The sequence below is a fragment of the Pseudoduganella rivuli genome, assembly GCF_009674485.1.
In the GTDB taxonomy this organism is placed as follows: Bacteria; Pseudomonadota; Gammaproteobacteria; order Burkholderiales; family Burkholderiaceae_D; genus Rugamonas; species Rugamonas rivuli_B.
The window spans coordinates 158,197-180,360 of the sequence record NZ_WKJJ01000007.1; the positions used below are offsets into that span (position 1 = coordinate 158,197).

General features: G+C 64.3%; 13 protein-coding genes. 6 read left to right on the plus strand and 7 right to left on the minus strand.

Annotated elements, in window-relative coordinates:
* Positions 1-81 precede the first annotated feature (81 nt).
* On the plus strand, positions 82-996 hold the full coding sequence (locus tag GJ700_RS12990; protein WP_154374363.1) for a LysR family transcriptional regulator: 915 nt from the start codon (positions 82-84) through the stop codon (positions 994-996).
* A 65-nt stretch (positions 997-1,061) separates the two neighbouring features.
* On the opposite strand, the gene dctA is transcribed toward GJ700_RS12990, so the two are convergent.
* The gene (dctA, locus tag GJ700_RS12995; protein WP_154374365.1) at positions 1,062-2,411 is read right to left on the minus strand and encodes a C4-dicarboxylate transporter DctA; all 1,350 of its coding nucleotides are present in this window, start codon (positions 2,409-2,411) and stop codon (positions 1,062-1,064) included.
* Positions 2,412-2,637: 226 nt separating this feature from the next.
* Between dctA and GJ700_RS13000 the strand changes: the two genes are divergently transcribed.
* Positions 2,638-3,732, plus strand: a complete 1,095-nt coding sequence (locus tag GJ700_RS13000) for a 4-oxalomesaconate tautomerase (protein ID WP_154374367.1) — start codon at positions 2,638-2,640, stop codon at positions 3,730-3,732.
* Between the two features lie 30 nt (positions 3,733-3,762).
* Here GJ700_RS13000 and GJ700_RS13005 read toward each other — a convergent pair whose 3' ends face one another.
* Positions 3,763-5,301 carry an alpha-L-fucosidase gene (locus tag GJ700_RS13005; RefSeq protein WP_154374369.1) on the minus strand — a complete coding sequence of 513 codons (1,539 nt, stop codon included), beginning with the start codon at positions 5,299-5,301 and terminating at the stop codon, positions 3,763-3,765.
* 258 nt (positions 5,302-5,559) lie between these two features.
* Here GJ700_RS13005 and GJ700_RS13010 point away from each other — a divergent pair, with 258 nt between their 5' ends.
* From GJ700_RS13010 to GJ700_RS13025, 4 genes are all read left to right on the plus strand, one after another.
* Positions 5,560-7,539 carry a sialate O-acetylesterase gene (locus GJ700_RS13010; protein WP_229506970.1) on the plus strand — a complete coding sequence of 660 codons (1,980 nt, stop codon included), beginning with the start codon at positions 5,560-5,562 and terminating at the stop codon, positions 7,537-7,539.
* 16 nt (positions 7,540-7,555) lie between these two features.
* A complete protein-coding gene (locus GJ700_RS13015) occupies positions 7,556-8,299 on the plus strand; it encodes a polysaccharide deacetylase family protein (RefSeq protein WP_195763885.1) in 744 nt (247 codons plus the stop codon).
* A gap of 39 nt (positions 8,300-8,338) precedes the next feature.
* Positions 8,339-11,308 (plus strand): glycoside hydrolase family 31 protein, encoded by a 2,970-nt coding sequence (locus GJ700_RS13020; RefSeq protein WP_154374373.1) that lies wholly within the window; start codon positions 8,339-8,341, stop codon positions 11,306-11,308.
* A gap of 176 nt (positions 11,309-11,484) precedes the next feature.
* Positions 11,485-12,873 carry a glycoside hydrolase family 27 protein gene (locus GJ700_RS13025; protein WP_154374375.1) on the plus strand — a complete coding sequence of 463 codons (1,389 nt, stop codon included), beginning with the start codon at positions 11,485-11,487 and terminating at the stop codon, positions 12,871-12,873.
* 63 nt (positions 12,874-12,936) lie between these two features.
* Here the strand turns inward: GJ700_RS13025 and GJ700_RS13030 are convergent, their stop codons facing one another.
* The 5 genes from GJ700_RS13030 to GJ700_RS13050 all read right to left on the minus strand — a co-directional run bounded on the left by GJ700_RS13030 (position 12,937) and on the right by GJ700_RS13050 (position 21,989).
* A complete protein-coding gene (locus tag GJ700_RS13030; RefSeq protein ID WP_229506971.1) occupies positions 12,937-13,800 on the minus strand; it encodes a CE1 family esterase in 864 nt (287 codons plus the stop codon).
* Positions 13,801-13,936: 136 nt separating this feature from the next.
* Positions 13,937-14,518, minus strand: coding sequence for a PEP-CTERM sorting domain-containing protein (locus tag GJ700_RS13035; protein WP_154374378.1), 582 nt, complete (start codon positions 14,516-14,518; stop codon positions 13,937-13,939).
* 61 nt (positions 14,519-14,579) lie between these two features.
* Positions 14,580-16,919, minus strand: coding sequence for a sialidase family protein (locus GJ700_RS13040; protein WP_229506972.1), 2,340 nt, complete (start codon positions 16,917-16,919; stop codon positions 14,580-14,582).
* A gap of 106 nt (positions 16,920-17,025) precedes the next feature.
* Positions 17,026-19,407: a sialidase family protein gene (locus GJ700_RS13045; RefSeq protein ID WP_229506973.1), complete on the minus strand. Its 2,382-nt coding sequence runs from the start codon at positions 19,405-19,407 to the stop codon at positions 17,026-17,028.
* A gap of 248 nt (positions 19,408-19,655) precedes the next feature.
* On the minus strand, positions 19,656-21,989 hold the full coding sequence (locus GJ700_RS13050) for a WD40/YVTN/BNR-like repeat-containing protein (protein WP_229506974.1): 2,334 nt from the start codon (positions 21,987-21,989) through the stop codon (positions 19,656-19,658).
* Between the last annotated feature and the right edge of the window lie 175 nt (positions 21,990-22,164).

A 22,164-nucleotide genomic window follows, 5' to 3' on the forward strand; every position in this document is an offset into this window, starting at 1 on the left:
TGTCGGTTACTTGCGGGTGATGACAGTTTCGCGCTATGGTATTGATTTGAGAATTGCAAATTTCCTTAGGATTGATGCGTCATGAGCATGAATTTTGACCTGGCCGATTTGCGCGCCTTCGTGGCGGTGGCCGAACTGAACAGTTTCCGGGCGGCAGCCGACGCCATCCACCTGTCGCAGCCGGCCCTGAGCCGGCGCGTGGAAAAGCTGGAGAATGCGCTGGGCGTGAAATTGTTCGAACGCACCACGCGCAGCGTGAGCCTGACGGCAGTGGGGCGCGACTTTTCCCGCAAGGCGCGCAGCCTGCTGGATGACCTGGAAGATTCGCTGCTGAGCATGCAGGGCGTGGCCGCATCGCAGCAAGGGGAAGTGGTGATTGCGTGCGTACCGTCCGCGGTGTATTACTTCCTGCCCAAGGTGTTGCGGGATTTCCACGACCAGCACCCCCGCATCCGCGTGCGCATCATCGACGACAGCGCCAATGCGGCGCTGGAAAGCGTGGCGCGGGGCGAAGCGGATTTCGGCATCAACTTCATCGGCACCCAGGAACCGGAAATCGCGTTTGAAACCATCTTGAAGGAACCCTTCGTGGTGGCATGCCACCGCACCCACCCGCTGGCGCAGGCGAAGCAGGTGAGCTGGGCGGAATTGGCGAATTACGATTTCATGACGGTCGATAAAAGTTCCGGCAACCGCTTGCTGGTGGACCTGGCGCTGGCGAATTCGGATTTGCGGCTGGGCTGGTGTTTCGAAGCGAAACACGTGTCGACCTTGCTGGGGCTGGTCGAGGCGGGACTGGGGGTGGCCGTGGTGCCGCGCCTGTCGATGCCGCAGGGCGAGCACGCGACGCTGGCCATGGTGGCGCTGGTCGAGCCATCCATCGAGCGCGCGGTGGGACTGGTGCGGCGCCGGGGCCGGGAATTGCCGCCGGCGGCGCGCAAGCTGTATGAACAGGTGCGCGCCATGTGGCAGCAAAGCAGCGACGCCATGCGGTGAAAAAGCGGTGCCCCGGGACAGCCTGACGACCGTCCCGGGGCAGTTGGCCCTTTGGGGCCGGCTGTTTAGCCGGCTGCGTGCAGCGCCACGTTGTGCGGCACGGCCGCTTCCGCCGGTGCGGCCACGGTGCCGTCAAAACCCTGGGTCAGTTCGCGCTGCAGCGTGGTGCGGTCGCAGGCGCCTTCCCACAGCGACACCACCACCGATGCGACCGCGTTGCTGACCAGGCTGGTCAAGGCGCGGGCTTCCGACATGAAGCGGTCGATGCCAACGATCAGCGCCACGCCGGCCACGGGAATTTCCGGCATGACCGTCAAGGTGGCGACCAGCGCGACAAAGCCGCTGCCCGTGACGCCGGCGGCGCCTTTGGAGCTGAGCAGCATGACCGCCAGCATGGCCAGGATTTGCGTGATTTCCAGGTGGATGTTGCAAGCCTGGGCAATGAAAACGCTGGCCAGGGTCAGGTAAATCGCCGTGCCGTCCAGGTTGAACGAGTAACCCAGCGGCAGCACCAGGCCGGACACGCTCTTGCGGCAACCCAGTTTTTCCAGTTTCATCAACATGCGCGGCAGCACGGGCTCGGTGGACGACGTGCCCAGCACCACCAGCAATTCTTCACGGAAATAGCGCAGCAGCTTGTACAGGCTGAAACCGTGCAGTTTCGCCAGCGTGCCCAGCACGATCACGACGAACAGGATGCAGGCGGTATAGAACGTGCCAATCAGCAGACCCAGCGAGCTGATCGACTTGATGCCGTATTTGCCGACCGTGAAGGACATGGCGCCAAACGCCGCCAGTGGCGCCAGCTTCATCAGGAAACCAAACACGTTGAACAGCACGTGTGAAAACGATTCGATCGCCGTGTGCGCGGCTTTGCCATCGGCGCCGGTGCGGGCGAGGCCGAAACCGACCAGGATCGCCAGGAACAGCACGGGCAGCACTTCCCCTTCGGCAAAGGCGCCAAAGAAGGTGTGCGGAATGATGTGCAGCAGGAATTCCACGAAGCCGGATGGCGCACCGGACTTCATGTATTTGGCGGCCACGCCCGCGTCCAGCAACGCCGGATTCACGTTCATGCCCACACCCGGCTGTATCAGCATCACGGCGGCCAGGCCCGTCAGCAGGGCAATCAGCGTCAGCGCGTAAAACAGGCCCATGGCCTTGGCCATGGTCTTGCCAACCTGTTTCATGTCATTCATGTTGGCGATGCCCAGCGCGATGGTGCAAAACACGATCGGCGCGATCATCATTTTCACCAGCCGCACGAACGCGTCGCCCAGCGGTTTGAGCGCGGCGCCTTGCGCGGGCCAGAAGTGGCCGACCACGATGCCGAGCATCACGCCCACTAAAACCTGGAAGTACAGGGACCGGTATATGGGCTTGCGGCTTGGAGCGGTGTGAGTGGGCGTTTTCAAGGTGATCTCCTTTGGTCTATGGTAATTGCATCCGCTCGGCGCGGTGTGGGGCAGAGTGTCCGGCCGCGTCACTTATTTGTAAATTGCAAAAAACCTTGCGATTGATGTGTTGACGGCATCAATTAAATTGATGTGCTTGATGCATCAATTAACGCAAATAATGCAATTCACAGATGTTTTGGGTCTCACTACCATGCGCTCATCAACACCACACAGAGGAGTAGTCATGCTGGTTCCCATCCCTTGTATGCTGATGCGCGGCGGCACGTCGAAGGGCCCGTTTTTCCTCGCATCCGACTTGCCATCCAACCCGGCCGACCGCGACCAGTGGCTGCTGGCCATCATGGGGTCGCCGGATGCGCGCCAGATCGACGGCATCGGCGGCGGCAATTCGCTGACCAGCAAAGCCGTCATCGTCAATCCTTCGACGCGCCCCGGCATCGACGTCGATTACCTGTTTGCACAAGTATCCCTGACGGAAAACACCGTCGATACGGGGCCTAATTGCGGCAACATGCTGTCCGGCGTGGCGCCGTTCGCCATCGAGCGGGGCCTGGTGAAACCCGGCGGTCCCGTGACGCGGGTGCGCATCTACAACATCAATACGGGCAAAGTCATGGAAGCCGTGGTGCAGACGCCGGCCGGCCACGTGACGTATGAAGGCGACGTGGCCGTCGATGGCGTGCCGGGCACGGGCGCCGGCGTGCAGTTGAATTTCCTGGATGCGGCAGGCGCCAAGACCGGCGCGCTGCTGCCGACCGGCCGCGCGCTGGACGTGGTGGACGGCGTGCCTGTCACGTGCATTGATTTCACGACGCCGATGGTGCTGATTGCCGCCGCTTCGCTGGGCAAGACGGGCCATGAAAGCAAAGCGGAGTTGGACGCCGATGCGGCGCTGCTCGAACGTCTGGAACAGGTGCGCTTGCAAGCCGCGTTGCTGATGGGGATGGGCGATGTGACGGGCAAGGTATTGCCGAAGGTGGCCCTGCTGGGCGCGCCGCAATTTGGCGGCGGCATCAGTTCCCGTTACTTCGTGCCTTGGAATTGCCATGCGGCGCACGCCGCCACGGGCGCCACGTGCGTGGCCGCCGCGTGCTGCATCCCCGGCACGGTGGCGGCGCCGCTGGCGCAACTGGCCCCGGCGGCCGGGGACGGTACGCGGGAAGTCGTGATCGAACATCCGGCCGGCAAGATCGCCGCCACGGTGCAGCCGGATGGCAATGGCGGCGTCGCCAGCGCCGGCATCGTGCGCACCGCGCGGCCGCTGTTCAACGGCCAGGTGTACGTGCGTGTGCCGGAGGGATTGCGGTTGGCGGCCTGAGCGTCACCGCCGTGGCGGCCGCCGTCGCCGTCAGAACGTCACGCGGAAGCTGGACGCCATGCTGCTGGGCAGGCTGGCCGGCACTTCGATGGTCAGGGCGTCGTCGCCCTGTTTCCAGCGCAGCGGGGCGCTGCTGCCCAGCAGGGTGACGGCCTTGACCGGGCGCGATTCCAGCCCGGCCTTGCGGCCCAGCGAGGCGATGCGCACCGCCGTGGCGGGCGTGCCCAGCGTGATGGCGTACACCGCGCCATCTTTCGTGGTAAAGCGGATGTCTTGCGGCGTGTACGCGGTGTCTTCCTTGAAGTGGCCCGAAGCGGCCTTGGTCGGTCCCTCGCCATAGACTTTCCACGGCCGGGTGCCGTAAATCGCGTCGCCGTTCACGCCCATCCATTCCGCCATCTCTTGCAGGAACTTCATCGGTTCGGGCGGCAGGCTGCCGTCGGGATACTGCACCACGTTCAGCAGCAGGTTGCCATTCTTGCTGACGATATCGGCCAGCATGTGGACCACGTCGGTGGTGCTCTTGTACTTGTAGCCTTCGCTGTAGAACCAGTCGCCGATCGACGTGTCGGTTTGCCAGGGCAGGGGATTGATGCCGTCCATGACGCCGCGTTCCACGTCCTGCACGCCGGCTTCCCGGATGAATTCACCGGAACCGATTTCCTTGTGGTTGTACACCGCTTCCAGCTTACCGCCATGGCTGGCCATGCTGGCGTTGTAATAATTGGCCACCAGCGTGCGGCCGACCTTGCCGAAAGGCAGGCCGCCGTCCGAATACAGCAAGTCCGGCTGGTAGTGTGTCAGCAGGTCGGTAATGCGGTTGTACCACTCCTGCTGGAAGCGCGTGTCGGTGGTGTACCAGCTGGCCGCACCGCGGTAAGGCTGGTTGTGGGCGCGGTGGTACAGCGACGCGTACTTCGGATCGGCGCCGTCATAGTCCACCCCCAGCATCGGCCAGATCTGATCGTAGCCATGGCTGGGCGCGAACCAGCCATAACTGGCGCCCAGGTGTTCGGACACGCCAAAGCGCAGGCCGGCCTTCTTCGCGGCTTTCTGCCAGTCGCCCACGATGTCGCGCCGCGGGCCCATTTTCACGGCGTTCCACTCATGGTGGCGCGAATCCCACAGGTCAAAATTGTCATGGTGCACACCCATGCTGACGAAGTAGCGCGCGCCCGCCTTCTTGTACAGCGCCATCAGGGCGTCGGGGTCGAATTTCTCCGCTTTCCACAAGGGGATGATGTCCTTGTAGCCGTGCTTGGACGGGTGGCCGTAATTTTCCAGGTGGTGCTTGTATTGCCCGGTGCCATAAACGTACATGTTGCGCGCGTACCAGTCGCCGGCGCGCGGCACGGATTGCGGGCCCCAGTGCGACCAGATGCCGAATTTGGCGTCGCGGAACCAGTCGGGTGTGCGGTAAGTCTTCAGCGATCCGGCTTCCGGCTGGAACGGGCCCGCAACGGTGGACAGTTGCACGGGTGTTTCATCAGCAGGGGTGGCGCTGACGGACAGGTGCAGCGCAAGAACGGGGGCGGCAAGCGCGCAGAGGGCGGCGCGGCGGGTTGGCATAGCGTGGTCTCCAGGAGTGGTGAATGATGATTGTGTCAAATATATTAAATACATAGTGCCACCGGGGCAAGCCATGCCGTGCAATTTGGGGGGCGTGTGTGAAATATCGTTGGCGGGTTTGGCGGCTTTGACAATTGCCGCCCCGTTGGCGCCGCTTGCACAATGGCCGCGATCAGGTTTGTTCCTTCGCCCTCCGATACGTAGCCCAAGATGAAACTGCCAACAAAAAAGCACCATACCCCTTCGACCCGACACGCCTTGCGTACACAGGCACAGCGCATGCTGCAGGGCGGCGCGCTTGCCGCCATGTTTGCCGCCGCGTTTGCCGCCAGCGCGCCATGCGGCGCCGCCACGCAGGCCCCGGCTTTCGCCACCATTTTCAGCGATCATGCGGTCTTGCAGCGCGACCAGCCGATCGTCGTGTGGGGCAAGGCGCCGGCCGATACCGTCGTGACGGTCACGCTCAATGGCAAGTCGGAACAGGCGAAGGCTGATGGCGGCGGGCGTTGGCGCGCCCAACTGCCGGCGATGGCGGCCGGCGGCCCGCACGTGCTGAGCGTGAGTGCGAACGGCGCCACCACGGCCTTGAACGACATCATGCTCGGCGACGTTTTCCTGTGCGGCGGCCAGTCGAACATGGAGCTGGCGATGGCCTATGCGACCAATGCGCCGATCGATATCCCGTTTGGCGGCAGCCCGAACCTGCGCTTCGTCAATATTGCGCGCGAAACGTCGGCGGCGCGCCGCGATGAATTCAGCACGGCGCCGCAATGGCAGGTGACGGGACCGCAGACCACGGGCCAGGCGTCCGCCGTGTGCTTCCACATGGCCCGCGCGCTGCAGCGCCAGTACAACGTGCCGGTCGGCTTCGTCAACGCCAGCTGGGGAGGCAGCTCGATCCAGAGCTGGATCAGCGGCCCTTCGCTGCGCAAACTGGCCGCCTACGGCCAGGGGCTCGATGTGCTGGATACCTACGCGCGCGATGCGGCCGCGGGGGGGCGCGCCGAGGAAGCGCGCCAGGAAGCCTGGTGGGACAAGCTCGACCCGAAGGCTGCCGCGCAGCGCGCCTGGTCGAAGGCGGAGTTCAATGACGCCGGCTGGCCCTCGCTGGAGCCGGGCGGCCGCTGGGGCGAGTCGGGCATCGATGCGCTGAAGAACCATCGCGGCGTCGTGTGGTTCCGCACCACGGTGGAATTGACTGCGCAGCAGGCGCAGGCGGCCAGCCACCTGCTGCTCGGCCAGGTCGCCACGTCCGACACCGCGTGGGTCAACGGCGTGCGCGTCGGCGCCGGCAACGCGTGGTGGGCCGGCCGCGAATACGCGGTGCCGAAAGGCGTGCTGAAACCGGGGAAAAACGTCATTGCCCTGCGCGTGCTGGACGACGACAACAGCGGCGGATTGCTTGGCCCGGCGGACCAGCGCGCGCTGCGCACCGCGGACGGAACCCGGATCACCTTGCCGCAGCGCTGGAAATACCAGATCGGTTCCCGCGTCAGCGCCGTGCAACAGTCGGCGCCGTGGGAGCCGCCAGGCAGCCTGACCACGCTGTACAACGGCATGATCGCGCCGCTGCAAGGGTACAAATTCAAACTGGCGGCATGGTACCAGGGCGAGGCCAATGCGGGAGATGCCCGGGAGTACCAGACGTTGTTGCCGATGCTGTTCGCTGACTGGCGCCAGACCCTGGGCCAGCCGGGCTTGCCGTTCATGGTGGCGCAACTGACGTCGTTCGGCTCGGTGGCGACCAAACCCGGGAAGTCGGCGTGGGCGGAGTTGCGCCAGGCGCAGTCGCTGGCGGTGCGCAATGATGCGCATGCGGGCATGGCGGTGACGTTCGATTTCGGCGACCGCTCCGACATCCATCCGGGACAGAAAACCATCGTCGGCGAACGCCTGGCCCGCGCCGCGCGGGCCGTCGCCTACGGTGAAAAAATCACCCCCGGCGGACCGGAGGCCGTGTCGGCCACCCGCAGCGGCGGCGATATCGTGATCCGCTTTGCCAATACCAACGGCGGGCTGCGGACCTATTCGTCGGACCTGGCGATCGGCTTCGAAGTGTGCGAACAGGCCGCATGCCGGTATGCGCCAGCAGCCGCCGAAGGCGACACGGTCAGGCTGAAAGGCGCCGCCACCGCCGGCGCCAGCAAGGTACGCTACGCGTGGGCCGACGCGCCATTTATTAACCTGTTCAGCGCCGATGATTTGCCGGCCAACGGGTTCGAGCTGGATGTTCAGTAATGATGGGGGAACGTTGATGAAAACGTGGCAAAAGATGCTGTGCCTGCTGGCAGCGACCGGGGCGGCCTTGCCGCTCGCGGCCACCGCGGCGTGCGCGCCGGATGCGCTGGGCACGTCGCGCACCATGACGCTCAAGCGCGAATATGCGCGCTATGGCCAGGTGCAATATGGCGCCTTGCCGCTGCAAAAGGGCGAGGTGGTCCTGACGTTCGACGACGGCCCCGAGCCCGCAACGCTGGACCGGGTGCTGCAAGCGCTGGCGTCGCAATGCGCCAGGGCGACGTTCTTCATGACCGGCGCCAACCTGGCAAAGCATCCCGAACTGGGACGGCGCGTCGCCGCCGCCGGGCACAGCACGGCGTTGCACAGCTTCGCGCATCCCGTGCTGAAATCCATGACGCCGGCCACACAACTGGCGGACCTGGACCAGGGCGTGCAAGCCTACATGGCGGTGTTCGGCACGGCGCCGGCGGCGTACCGCTTCCCGTTCCTGGAAGAGACGCCCGCCATTCTCGCCGCGCTGGAAGAACGCAAGATCACGGTGGCGTCGATTGACCTCGGCATCGACGATTACCAGCCCAACGACCAGAGCACTGGCGCGCTGGTCGGGCGGCTGGCGCAGCGCCTGAAGGCGAACGGCGGCGGCATCATCCTGATGCATGACGCCAACGGGCCCACCGCCGACGCGTTGCCCCTGTTGCTGAAAACGATCCGGGACAATGGTTACAAGGTCGTGCACCTGCAATGGGAAGACCACTGAGCCCGCCCGGCGCAGGCCCTCGTTAGAAAGTCAACATGCATGAAACATTCACCAAACACACTGCTGGCCACGTCGCTGGCGCTGGCGCTGGCCGCCGCGTGGACGCCCTGGGCCCAAGCATGCCCGCAGGCGCCATGCGGCAAGGCCGCCGGCGCCGTTGAAGGACGTGTCAGCGGCCTGGACGACAATGGCCACCTGCAGGCGGTGCCCATGGCAGGCCACGATGGCTTCCAATATGTGCGGCTGCAACACGGCGTGCAATTCCGCGCCGGCGGTGTCACCAAGAACGTGATCTTTTACGGCCCCGGCACGGTCCGGGTCAACGCCAACCTGGGCCAGAGCCATTGGACCAGTCCCAGCCTTGTGGTGGTGGACAAGCCCGGCAAGGTCGCCTTCACGCTGGAGGAGGGCGCCGATACCCTCACCATCAAGAGCGCAAAATTGCGTGTCGCCATCGACCGCAAGAGTGGCGCGCTGAAGTTCATGGATGGCGCCGGCAGCGTATATACGCGCGAATCGGCGCAGCCGCAATCGGTCAAATCCGTGGAGATCGCGGGCGCGCCGTCCTACGAAGTGGAAAACCGCTTCACGCTCAAGCCGGACGAAGCGATCTTCGGCTTCGGCTACAGCGACAGCGACGCCGTCAACCGCCGCAACCAGGATTTGCTACTGGTGCAGACCAACCTGGGCATCGTGATTCCGGTGATGATGTCGTCCGAGCGCTACGGCATCCTGTGGGACACGTATTCCAAGATGCGCTTCCGGGATGGTCCGGACGGCGCCAGACTGTGGGCGGAAAGCGCGCCGGGCGGGGTCGACTATTACTTCATGGGCGGCCGTTCGATGGATGACGTGGTGGGCGAATACCGCCGGCTGACGGGCGACGCGCCGATGTATCCGAAACAGGCGTTCGGCCTGTTCATGAGCAAGGAGCGTTACCAGAGCCAGGACCGCCTGGTCGAGGTAGCGAAAACGTTTCGCAAGGAGCGCTTCCCGCTCGACTACATTGTGCAGGACTGGCAATACTGGGGTGGCGACAAGGATGGCACGTGGAGCGGCATGACCTGGGATCCGGTGCGCTTCCCCGACCCGCGCGGCATGACTGGCAGCCTGCATAAGCTGAACCTCAAGCTGATGGTGTCGATCTGGCCGTCGGTCGGCAACGACACGGCGCTGGGCAGGGAACTGGACCAGTACGGGCTGCGCTTTGCGCCGCTGCACTGGATTTCGCAAAAGGCCCGCGTGTATGACGCCTACAGCAGCAAGGGGCGGGAGATTTATTTCAAGCACGCGAAGTCAGGCCTGTTCGACAACGGCGTGGACGCGCTGTGGATGGACGGCACCGAAGTGGAAGTGGGCTCCGCCGCGTGGGATGCCGGAAAAAATGAAGAGGACATCAAGGGACTGGGCAGGAATGCGATGGGCGACTTCGCCCGCTACCTGAACCCGTATACGCTGCTGACCACGCAAGGCACGTATGACGGCCAGCGCGCCACCAGCGACAAGCGGGTGTTTACGCTGACGCGCTCGGCCTGGGCCGGTGCGCAGCGCACCGCCGCCGCTTCGTGGTCCGGCGACATCTTCGCCAGCTGGAGTACCTTGCGCAAGCAGGTCAGCGGCGGCGTCAACGTGACCATCACGGGCAACCCGTACTGGACGCAGGACACCGGCGGCTTCTTCGTGCAGCGCGATTTCCCCGGCGGCGAAAAGGACCCGGCCTACCGCGAATTGTTCGCGCGCTGGTTCCAGTACGCGGCCTTCAATCCCATCATGCGCGTGCATGGCACCGACATCGAGCGGGAACCCTACATCTTCAAGACGCTCGACCCGGAAGTCTATCAGTCGCTGCTGGACGCCGTGCAGCTGCGCTACCGCCTGCTGCCGTATATCTACGGATTGAGCGCGAAGGTCACCAGCGACCATTACACGCTGATGCGCGCGCTGCCGATGGACTTCGCGGCGGACAAGGCAACTTATGGCATCGACGACGCCTTCATGTTCGGGCCGTCGCTGCTGGTGCACCCGGTCACCCGGCCGATGTTCCGGATCCAGCCGCCGCCGCCGGCCACCATTCCCGTCGACCACCTGCGCACGCCTGACGGCCAGCCCGGCCTGGCCGGGCAGTACTTCGAAGGCCGCAATTTCGACACGCCCAAAGGCCGGGTGATCGACAAGGTGATCGACCATGCGTGGCCGGCGCCGCCGCTGGCCACGATTCCCGCCGGCCTGGACAAGCTGGATGATTTTTCCGTGCGCTGGAACGGCACGCTGGAAGCGCCCGAGGATGGCGAATACGAGATCGGCGTCGAAGGCGACGACGGCTACCGCCTGTACCTCGATGGCAAGCTGGTGGTGGAAGACTGGAACATTGGCGGCAAGCGCTACAAGGGCGTGAAAGTCGCGCTGAAGCAGGGCCGGAGCGTGCCGGTCACTGTCGAGTATTACCAGGCCACATCCGACCGCTCGCTGCGGCTGGCCTGGCGCACGCCGTCGCAGCAGGCCGCGCTGGCGGCCAAGCCGGCCGCCGTCGACAGCACCGTGCGCACGTACCTGCCGGCCGGGACCGACTGGTATGACTTCTGGACGCACGCGCGCTTCAAGGGCGGCACGACGGTCGCCAGGGACACGCCATTCGATGTGCTGCCACTGTACGTGCGCGCCGGTTCGATTGTGCCGATGGGACCGGTGGTGCAATATGCGACGCAAGACCCCGGTGCGCCGTATGAAATCCGCATTTATCCCGGCGCCGATGGCAAGTTCACGCTCTATGAAGACGACAACGAGACCTACAACTATGAAAAGGGCCAATATGCGACGGTTGAACTGCGCTGGAACGACGCCGCCAAAACCCTGTCGGTCGGCGCGCGCAAGGGCAGCTATCCGGGGTTGGTCAAGCAACGCAAGCTGAACGTGGTGCTGGCCAGCCCGGCCAACGCCACCGCCGTTGGCGCGGCGCCGGCCACCCGGTCCATCGACTATGCGGGCAAGGCGGTGTCGGTGAAGTTCTGACCCGCCGTAAATGCGAACGTTGGGAAAGTACTTTGACGCCATGTTGTCGGGGCGTCGGCCTGTTGTGAAATATCGTTCGCCGCCTGAGAATTTTTACAATTGCTGCGCCCTTGCCGTTGCTTCCACAATGGCGCGCACGACCTGCCCACCAATGGATTCGAACTGGAGTGATACTGATGACCGATTTACCTCGCCGCCGCTTACTTACCGCTTCACTGACGGCTTCCCTAGCCGGCTCGCTGGCCACTGCCGCCTCGGTCCTGCCTGGGACAGCGCAGGCGGCCGCGCCAGCCGCCGCCAGCCGCAAACCGCTGGCGGCCACGCCGCCCATGGGCTGGAACAGCTGGAATTCGTTTGGCCCCACCATCACCGAAGCGCAGGCGCTGGAGAATGCGCGCATCATGGTGGACAAGCTGCTGCCGTCCGGTTACAACGTTTTCACGGTCGACATCCAGTGGTATGAACCCAAGGCCAACAGCTACGAATACCGCAAGGATGCCGAACTCACGATGGATGGCTATGGCCGCCTGCTGCCGGCGCCGAACCGGTTCCCGTCCGCAGCGAACGGCAAAGGCTTCAAGAGCCTGGCCGACCAGATTCACCGCATGGGCATGAAGTTCGGCATCCACCTGATGCGCGGGATTCCGCGCCAGGCGGTGCGGATGAATACGCCGATCCTGGGCACCAACCTGCGCGCGCAGGATATTGCCGACACCAAGGCCATTTGCGAGTGGAACGGCGACATGTACGGCGTCGACATGAGCAAGCCGGGTGCGCAGGCTTACTATGATTCGGTCTTCAAGCTGTATGCGTCGTGGGGCGTGGATTTCATCAAGATGGATGACATGTCGCGCCCGTATGACAAGAATTGGCCCGAGGTCGAAGCCGCCCACAAGGCCATCGTGGCGTCCGGCCGCGCCATGACGCTGAGCCTGTCGCCAGGCGAAATGGACTTGAAATGGGCGCTGCACGTGCCGCATTATGCGCAAATGTGGCGTATCTCGGACGACTTCTGGGACGAGTGGAAACTGCTGAACGAACAGTTCCAGCGCCTGGAAAACTGGAATCCCGTGATGGGCGCGAACTCGTGGCCGGATGCCGACATGCTGCCGCTGGGCCGTCTGGCGCTGGGCGAACGGAACACGAAATTCACGCCAGACGAGCAGCAGACCCTGATGTCCCTGTGGAGCATTGCGCGCTCGCCGCTGATCATGGGCGGCGACTTGCGCCACCTGGATGCGCCGACACTGGCGCTGCTGACCAATCCCGAAGTGCTGGCGGTGAACCAGAAAAGCCACGACAACCGGCCGCACCGCGCGGACGCGGGCACGCGCATCTGGAGTGCCCGCCCGAACGGCGCCGCTGCCGGCGTGTATTACCTGGCGCTGTTCAATACGGAAGACAAGCCGACGGAAATCAATTTCGACCTGTCGCGCCTGAACCTGGGTGGCAAGACCGTCGCGGTGCGCGACCTGTGGGCGCGCCAGGACCGTGCACCGGTGCGCGGCGCCATTCGCCAGGCGCTGGCGCCGCATGCGTCGGTTCTTTTACGGGTCGCAAGTTAATATTGCCGGCGGCGGAGACGGATGCAATCGCGTATGGTTTGTCGGGCCGCCTGGCTTGTTCGGCTACTTGAACCGATCAAAGAAAGCCTTGGACTCCTGCGCCGAGAAATTGGGGTACCAGTGGCCGCCAGTCTCCGTGCCGCACCAAATCACGGGCTTGCCGCCGTCGCAGCCTTGGTACTCCACGCAGCCGTTACTACCCACGGGCACTGTGGCGGTACTACAGCTATTGCGCTTGAGGAAAAGATCGCGCGCCTGCATCCCCGCTGAGTAAGGCACAGTGTTATCGTCTTTGGCGTGGATGAACAGGGCCGCCACCTTGTTGGAGGAATCGGCACAGCCGCTCCACAGTGAACCGGCCATAGGCACGATCGCCCGCACCACGTCGCCCATCTGGCATCCGATGGCGTTGGACATCATGCCGCCAAAACTGAAGCCGGTAGCGAAAACACGCCGGGTGTCGGTGCACGCGCCCTGCTGTACCTCACTGATCATGGCGCGCAGGAAGCGAATGTCGCGGTCGCCAGTGTTGGCCCAACCCGCATCCAGGCCCTGCGGGGCAACAAAGATGGCGTCGCCGCCGTACAAATTCTTCAGCCCGAAAAAGCCGCTCCAACCGTAGACATCGGCGGCGCTGCCATCACGCCAGTGCAGCCCGATGATCACAGGATAGGCCTTGTTGCGGTCATAGGCCGCAGGCATCTCGATCCAGTAGCTGCGCTGCGTACTGTCGCTGGTGAGCGTATGCAGGCCGGTGGCCAGTTTGGCGCCGCCGCCACAGCCTGCGGTGCCCGTTGCCGGCGCGGCGACGGCAGTGGAGGGGAGGGGGGGGGACGCTGGCGTTGCTGCGGAGGTGCTGGTGGCGCCTGTCCCCTCTCCGCAAGCAATGAGCGTGGTGAAAAGTAACGCGGCCCATACAAATCTCATATCTTCTCCTTATAATTGTGCAATCCGGCGAAAAAAAATGCATAAAAAAACGCCGGTTTTTGAAAGCCGGCGTTTGTCTGAGTCAGTTCCAGTTTTCAAAAGCTGACCCGGAAACTGGGAGCCATGCTGCCCGGACTTAACCGCGGCGGCGGCGCGTCAGCCCGGCGGCGCCGAGGCCTGCCAGCATCAGCGCCAGCGTGCCCGGCAGTGGAACGCTGCCCGTCGCCGCATCCACGTCGACGTTGTCGAGCTGGTTGAAGGCGCCCGAACTGATGCGCAGTTCCGTGATGCCGTTCAGTGCCGTGCTCCACAGGCCCGCGTCCTGGATGGAGCCCAGCAACGTGCCGTCGGCCGACACGGTACTCCAGTCCATGTAGTAGTCAAAACTGTTCAGGTTGAACGTGCCGCCGCCGACGCGGGTCAGCGTCACGTACGTGTCCGACCCGTTGTCGAGGCCATCGTGCCAGTTGAACGTCTGCGGTTCATAGGTGCCGGTGCCGATGTTTGCCGACTCGGCCGCCGCGTTGGGCGCGTTCAGGGTCAGCTGGAAGCCCGATTCCACATAGCTCAGGTTCGTGCCGTTATAGCTCATGCTGCCCGCCAGCGGGAAGCCGTCGCCGTACATCATCTCGGTCAGGCCGTCGAAGTTCAGGACGGTGGCGCTGGCGCTGCCTGCGGCCATCAGGGCGATGGCGGCGAGGATGGATTTAATTTTCATGGAAAACTCCAAAATAGTCGAAACTGCCGGCGCCACCGGGGAGGCGCCGGCATGGTCAAAATCAATAGCTGAAGATCACGCCACGGCCGTTGGCGGAAGCGAACACGCGTCCGGGCACGGACTGGTCGGCCGCCAGGTTGCCGATACCGCCATACTGGTGCTTGTCGTCGTTGATGCGGCGCCACGTCGCGGCGCCGTCATCGGAGCGGTAGACACCCCACTGGCCGTTGATGACGCCGACGATGTAGATGGACGCCGAGTACGTTGCGCCGGCCGGCGCCTTGCCCAGCGAGATCGACGTCGCGCTATACACTTCCGGGTACAGCCACGTCGGGTTCTTGCCCCAGATCGGCGCCGTCACGTTCAACTTGGTCCAGGTTGCGCCCGAGTCCGTCGAATGCAGGATGTTCTGCCCATCGACGACCCAGACATCGCCTTCCGCATTCGGGTTGACGGCGATCGACGTCGTGCCGAAGTCCGCCACCAGCGCGCCGGCGCTCTTGAACGAAGCGCTTTCCGTGAACGTATGGCCGCCGTCCGTCGAGTACCAGAAGTGCGACGTGTCCGACCACTGGTTCCACCAAGCGCCGCCCGAATTGAAGGCATACACTTTGTTCGGGTTCTTGCGGTCGGCCACGATGTGGTAGGCGCGGTTGATGCCCACCCCGGACAGTCCAGGCAGGTTGGTATAGGTCCAGGTGGCGCCGTTGTTGGTCGTGTAGGCCGGCACGGAGTTGCTCGGCGCCCACACCACATTGTTTGGCTTGGTCACGGCGACGCTGGCCCAGTCGCCCTCGTTCGTCGCGGCGTCCGGGTGTTCGCTGGCAAACCGCGTCCACGTCACGCCGGCGTCGTTGGAATAGACGCCGTGCACGCCGCCCTGGATATAGCCAGGGTTGCCGATAGCCGCGATGTAGGCGGAATTGGACCACGCCGTGTCGATGCCGACGCTGTTGGCGAAAACCCGGATTCCGCGCGTGGCGGATTTCAGCAATTCGGTCTGGACCACCGCGCCGATGTCGCCGGAACCGTTCAGCAGCGTGTAGGACGCGCCTTTCGGTGGCGTCATCAGCGACAGCGTGGCGGTTTCCTCGATGCCGGCGACGGAACCTTTCCAGGTTGGGCCGGCCGACGATGCGTTTTTGGTCTCGATGATGCCGCCGCCATGGACGTGCAGGATGTGGTCGCGGTTGAACGGGTCGATCTCGACGTCGTCGACCCAGCCCGAAGCGGTTTCGCCCGGCGTCATCGATTCGATTTCGCGCCAGGTCTTGCCGGCGTCGTCCGACAGCTGGACGATAGGCATGCCATTCCAGTTACCCCAGGAATTGGTCACGCCCAGTGCAATGCGGGTGGTCGGGCCGGAGCCGGAAACGGACAGGCCGCCCATGCCGAAGTTCACCCATTGTTCTGGATCGTAGCTCTTCAGCAGTGTCCAGTTGGTGCCGTCGAACTTGTACAGCCGGCTTGCGCCGCCTGCGCCTGGGCCCATGTCCTTGGTGAAGGCCACATAGATCATGCCATCCTTGGCGCGCACCATGTGCGGGATATGGAAGCCCGTCACCGGCGTCTCGATGCCGGTCCACGTCGCGCCGCCATCGGTTGATTTGTACAAGCTGTTGGACAGGCCGGCGGCGCTGCCATAGTCGGGCCCCACGGCCGCGTAAATGGTTTGCGTGGCCGTGCCGGCATTGGTGGTCGACGTGTCGAACAGGACACCTTCGATGCCGCCCGCGGTGCGGCCGGGCAGGGCGCCGATCTGGTCGCCCGGGTACTGGAACGACGACAGCGACGTTACCTGGTTCCAGGTCTGGCCATAATCCGCGCTTTTCCACAGGCCGGATGTGCGGGTGCCGTAGTACAGCACCGACGATTTATTAGGATCGACCATCAGGCGTTCGCCGATGGCGCGGCCCGGGTCGTTGGCGCCGGTACGGAACGGCAGTTCCACGTAGGTCCAGTTGTCGCCACGGTCGGTCGACGTATACAGGCGGCCGTTGCGGCCATCCCAGTCGTACAGGCCGGTGCTCATGTAGACGCGCTTGTCGTCATTCGGGTCCAGCGCCATGCTTTCGCTGCCCATATAGAAGCCATCGCGGTTGCTGAGGAAGTCCGTGATCGGCACCCAAGCCGAGGCAGCGGGATTCCAGCGGTAGGCGCCGCCGATGTCGGTGCGGGCATACAGCAGGTCCGGGGTGGTCGGGTGGTAAATCAGGCCGGCAACGTAGCCGCCGCCGCCGAATTTGACGTTCTGCCAGCGGGTGCCGATGGCGTCCGGGGCCGCGCCGCCTTGTTTGGCGGCATACGATGGCGACTGCGCGGACGGATCGCCGCTGCCGCCGCATGCCGCCAGCAAGGCGGCGGTGACCGCGGCCAGTGCAACTAAGTGCTTGTGCTTCATTATCGCTCCTCAAAATCATTTGAATTATGGTTGCCGGCATGCTGGCTCTCTGGCCACTTTGGTTCCCGCGATCCGACCGGCACGGCTGACGCGGGGTGTTCAGTGCTTAGTTGGTGTAGAGCATCCCCCGGCCGGTGCCGCTGAAGTAAATCCGGCCATAGATGTTCTGGTCCGCGGCCAGCGCGCCTATGCCGCCATACTGGTGGGCGTCGTCATTGAAGCGCGACCACGTGGCGCCGCCATCGTTGGAGCGGTACACGCCCCAGACATTGTTCATCACACCCACCACGTAGACGGCCGCCGAATACTTGGCGCCGTTCGCCGCCTTGCCCAGCGCAATCAGGCTGGCGCCCTGCGTGCCCGCGCCTGACGCGAAGTTGGTGAGCTTGGTCCAGGTCGCGCCCGAATCGAGCGAGTGGTACACGGCATTGCCGTCCGCCAGCCAGAGGTCGCCCTCGGCGTTCGGGTTGACCGCCATCGACGTGACCCAGGATGCGTTGGGGGCCAGGTTGGCCGATACCGAGCCGGCGCTCAAGGTGAAGGACTGGCCGCCATCGGTCGAGACGTAGACCTTGCCAGGCGTACCCCAGGTGGCGCCGCCCGAATCATAGGCGTAGACCTTGTTCGGGTTCTTGCGGTCGGCCGCCAGGCGGTAGCCACGGTTCCAGCCGTTGGCGACAGACGGCAGCGCCGGCAGGTTGGTCGTGCTCCAGCTTGCGCCATTGTTGGCGGTGTACGATGGCACGGCATTGGCCGGCGCCCACACTACCTTGTTGCGCGCGGTGACAGCGATGTCGCCGCCTTGGGTGGCGCCGGCCGGCAAGGTGGCGAATTTCGCCCACGTCTTGCCGCCGTCGCCCGACCAGAAACCAGTGTTGGTGTTGCTGGAATTGATGGTGCCGATGCCGGCGATGTACAGTGGATCGGCCCACGCCATGTCGGCGGCATAGGCATTGCTCCAGCCCGTGCCCGGATTCAAGGTCGGTGTGGCGCTCAAGTCCGTGTCGACCCACAGGCCGACGTCGCCCGAGCTGTTGAGCAGGATGTACGGCGCGCCAGGCGGCGGGGTGGTGATGGACAGCACGGCGGTTTCCTCGATGCCGGCGATATTTCCCTTCCAGGTCGGCGTGGCCGACGACGCGTTTTTCGTCTCGATGATGCCGCCGCCGTGCACGTGCAGGATGTGGTCGGGGTTGGACGGGTCGATCTCGACGTCGTCGACCCAGCCCGAAGCGGTTTCGCCCGGCGTGTCCGCCTCAATTTCGCGCCAGGTCTTGCCGGCGTCGTCCGACAGCTGGACGATCGGCAGCCCTTTGGAGCCCCAGGAGTTGCTCACGCCCAGCGCAATGCGGGTGGTCGCGCCGCTGCCGTAGACGGACAGGCCGCCCATGCCAAAGTTCACCCATTGCTGCGTATCGTAGCTCTTCAGCAGTGTCCAGTTCGTGCCGTCGAATTTGTAGAGACGGCCGGGGCCGCCGGCGCCCGGCCCGGAATCCTTGGTGAATGCGACGTAGAACATGCCGTCGGCGGCGCGCACCATGTGGGGAATGTGGTAGCCCGACACCGGCGTCGCGACGGCGGTCCACGTGGCGCCGCCGTCGGTGGATTTGTACATGCTCGCACTCAGGCCTGCCACCTTGGCATAGTCCGGCGCGATGGCGGTATAGATGGTCTGGGTGGCGGTGCCGGTCCCTTTGGTGCCGGTGTCATACACCACCAGTTCGACGCCCATGCCGCCGCCGGCGGCGCTGATCTGGTCGGACGTCATTTTGACCGGCGACAGCGACGTGACTTGTGACCACGTCAGGCCGGCATCCGCGCTCTTCCACAGGCCGGCCGTGCGCGAGCCGAAGAACAGCGTCGATGGCTTGTTGGGGTCGACCATCAGGCGTTCGCCTATGGCGCGGCCCGGATTATTGCCGCCCAGCGGGAAGGGCAGGTCGACGTGGGTCCAGGTGGTGCCGCGGTCTTTGGAGATGTACAGGCGACCGTTGCCCTCGAACGTGTACATGCCCGTGGCCATGTAGACCAGCTGGTCGTTGTTCGGATCGAGCGCGATGCTTTCGATGCCATGGAAACGGCTCTCGCTTGCGCCAAAGCCCAGGCCATCGGTGATGGGCGTCCATGTTGACGTGGCCTGGTTCCAGCGGTAGGCGCCGCCGATGTCGGTGCGGGCGTACAACAGGTTGGCGGTGCTCGGATGGTAAATCAGGCCCGTGACATAGCCGCCGCCGCCGAACTGCACACTTTTGAAAGTGGCCGGCCCGGATGCGGTGCCGCCGCTGTCAGGCGGCGTCGTTGGCGTGGTGGGCGTGGTGGTGCCGGTGTCGGGCGGGGTGGTCGGCGTGACGGGCGGCGTGACAGCGCTGCCCGGCTGGCTGGGAGCCGGTGCGGTAGGCGCTGAGCCGCCGCCGCCACCGCCGCAGCCCGCCAGCAGGGCGGTGAGCAGGGTAGGGATGGCGAGCGTGAGGCGGTGTTTCGGATTCAAGGTGTAGTTCTCCAGCAATAGGTGATGGGGTCGAGTTGTCCGGTACCGCATGCCGGGCGTGCCCACTGCCGGAACGATGTTCATACCGCGTGCACATTGATTAATGTGGCTTAACTCCATGCTGAATAATGCTTGCGGCCGCATTGCTCTGCAATTGCGAAAGTAAACAATGCGGCATATGAAATTGAATAAAAAAACGGAGGCGCGTGGCCTCCGTTACGCACGCCGCGGGACGGGCTGCAGCTTACTTAGTTGCTGTATTGCAGGCCACGGGCAGCACCATTGACGTAGATGCGGCCATAGGTGTTCCAGTCGCCCACCACCACGGTGTTGCCGCCGAACTGGTGCGCGTCATCGTTGAAGCGCGACCACGTTGCGCCGCCATCGTCGGAGCGGTAGATGCCCCATTGGCCGTTGACGGTGCCTTCCACGTAGACCGCGGCCGAGTATGACGAGCCGGCCAGTGCCTTGCCCAGGGTGACCTTGGAGGCGCCCTTCGTGCCGTTGGCGGTCGCGAAGACGGGGCTCTTGACCCAGGTCGCGCCGGAGTCCAGCGAGTGGTACACGGTATTGCCGTCGGTCACCCAGATGTCGCCCTCGGCGTTCGGGTTGACAAAGATCGAGGAATGGACCCAGTCTTCCCAGGCCATGTTCGCGTTCACCGAACCCTGGCTCAGCGTGAAGTTATGGCCGCCATCGGTCGAGACGTAGACCTTGCCTGGCAGCCAGCTCCAGTCCGCACCACCCGAATCGAAGGCATAGACCTTGTTCGGGTTCTTGCGGTCGGCGGCCAGGCGATAGGCGCGCGGCCAGCCCCCGCCGACGGCGGGCAGCCCCGGCAGGTTGGTCGAAGTCCAGCTCGCGCCATTGTTCGTGCTGTACGACGGCACCGAATCCGGCGGCGCCCAGATCACGTTGTTGCGCGATGGGGCCGCGATGCTCTGCACGTGGCTACCGTTTGCCGCGGCGCCGGCCGGCAGCGACGAGAATTGCGACCAGCTATTGCCGGAGTCGCCGGACCAGAAGCCCTTGACGGTGTGGTTGTTGGCATTGTCGACGCCGGAGACGGCGATATAGCTTGGATCGGACCACACCAGGTCGACCGCGTTGCCACTGCTCCACCCTGGCGTAGGGCTCTTGGTTGGGCGCGTCGCGAGGTCGGTGATGACCCACGGGCCGATGTCGCCCGCGGCGTTGATCAGCTTGTACTGCGCGCCGGCCGGGGGCGCGAGGGCGAACAGCGTGGCGGTTTCTTCCAGGTTGTTGACCTTGGGACTCCAGGTCGGCGTGGCCGAGGAGGCATTCGTGGTTTCGCAGATGCCGCCGCCGTGGACGTGCATGATGTGGTCACGGTTGGCCGGGTCGATCGTGACGCTTTCGATCCAGCCCTTGCAAGAGTCGGACGTATGCGGCATGTTGGCCTCGACTTCGCGCCATGTGGCGCCGGCATTGTCGGACATCTGGATTTGCTTGCTGCCGTCGAACCAGGCCGTCATGCCCACCGCGATGCGGGTGGTCGAGCCGGTGCCGTTAATCGACAGGCCACCAACGCCGAACAGACTGGAGTTCATCAGCTGGGTCCAGGTTCCACCATTGGCCCCGCCGCCGAATTTGTAGACATAGCCGGGACCGGCCTGGCCCTGGCCGCCGTTCTGATTGAACGCCATGTAGAAATAGCCGTCGCCGGCGCGCACCATGTGCGGGATGTGATAACCGGATACCGCGGACGGCACTGCCACCGGCGTCCACGTCGCGCCGCCATTGGTGGATTTGTACAGGGAGGAGGTCAGGCCCGCCGCCTGGACGTAGTCGGGGGAGACCGTGGCCCACAGGACCCAGGTCTGTTGTCCCGTCCCCCGGTTCGGGGTATCGAATAAGACTTGCACGGTACCGTATTTCTGGCCGCCGGTGGCAATCCGTGTGCTCGAGAAGCTGGTGACCTGGTTCCACGTATGGCCCGAGTCCGTGCTCTTCCACAAGCCATCCTTGCGGGTGGCATAGTACATGATCGACGGCAGTTGGGGGTCGATCGACAGGCGTTCGCCATAGGCCCGGCCGTCATCATTGCCACCCACCGCGAACGGCAGGTCATAGTAGGTCCAGTTGGTGCCGCGGTCGCTGGAGATATAGATGCGGCCATTGTGCACCTGGTCCGACGTTGCGGTATCGCCGGTGACCATGTAGACCAGCTGATCGTTGTTCGGGTCGAGCGCGATGCTTTCCACGCCGTGATATCGGCCTTCATTGGGGCCGAAGCCGATGCCGTCGGTGATCGGCGTCCAGGTCGAATTGGTGGCGTTCCAGCGGTAGGCACCACCGACGTCCGTGCGCGCGTACAGCAGGCTCGAATTGACCGGGTGGTAGATCGTGCCGGTGACATAGCCGCCTCCGCCCCACTTCACGGGGGTCCAGCTCGATGCCGCCGGGCCGGCGCCCTGCATGTGGCGTGGCGCGGCCGCGCTGGCGATCTCGCTGTCGGCGCCGCCGGCGCAGCCGGTGATCACGCCGGCCACGAGGGTCGCCAACAGGGCAGGGACGACTAGCTTGGCGTTGAATTTCTTGACGCGGTACTTCTGGGTCATGCTGTTCTCCTCCAGGATTGGATTCTTGGTTTGTTTTGCCGGCGCGGTACCACGGAAGCAGCGCTTGAGCCGGCGTTCAGCGCGCTTTATTGCAATCACACAGTTAAATTAATGCAGAGTTCACATTTGCTTAAGATACATTAACGTAATCTAAACATGAGTGATCCGCAATGTC

What these genes read in the sequence shown, in the direction of transcription:
- GJ700_RS13020 (WP_154374373.1), top strand. Translation starts at nt 8,339, where the DNA reads ATGAAACATTCACCAAACACACTGCTGGCCACGTCGCTGGCGCTGGCG.
- GJ700_RS13025 (WP_154374375.1), top strand. Translation starts at nt 11,485, where the DNA reads ATGACCGATTTACCTCGCCGCCGCTTACTTACCGCTTCACTGACGGCT.
- GJ700_RS13050 (WP_229506974.1), bottom strand. Translation starts at nt 21,989, where the DNA reads ATGACCCAGAAGTACCGCGTCAAGAAATTCAACGCCAAGCTAGTCGTC.
- GJ700_RS13030 (WP_229506971.1), bottom strand. Translation starts at nt 13,800, where the DNA reads ATGAGATTTGTATGGGCCGCGTTACTTTTCACCACGCTCATTGCTTGC.
- GJ700_RS13005 (WP_154374369.1), bottom strand. Translation starts at nt 5,301, where the DNA reads ATGCCAACCCGCCGCGCCGCCCTCTGCGCGCTTGCCGCCCCCGTTCTT.
- GJ700_RS13015 (WP_195763885.1), top strand. Translation starts at nt 7,556, where the DNA reads ATGAAAACGTGGCAAAAGATGCTGTGCCTGCTGGCAGCGACCGGGGCG.
- GJ700_RS13035 (WP_154374378.1), bottom strand. Translation starts at nt 14,518, where the DNA reads ATGAAAATTAAATCCATCCTCGCCGCCATCGCCCTGATGGCCGCAGGC.
- GJ700_RS13000 (WP_154374367.1), top strand. Translation starts at nt 2,638, where the DNA reads ATGCTGGTTCCCATCCCTTGTATGCTGATGCGCGGCGGCACGTCGAAG.
- GJ700_RS12990 (WP_154374363.1), top strand. Translation starts at nt 82, where the DNA reads ATGAGCATGAATTTTGACCTGGCCGATTTGCGCGCCTTCGTGGCGGTG.
- GJ700_RS13040 (WP_229506972.1), bottom strand. Translation starts at nt 16,919, where the DNA reads ATGAAGCACAAGCACTTAGTTGCACTGGCCGCGGTCACCGCCGCCTTG.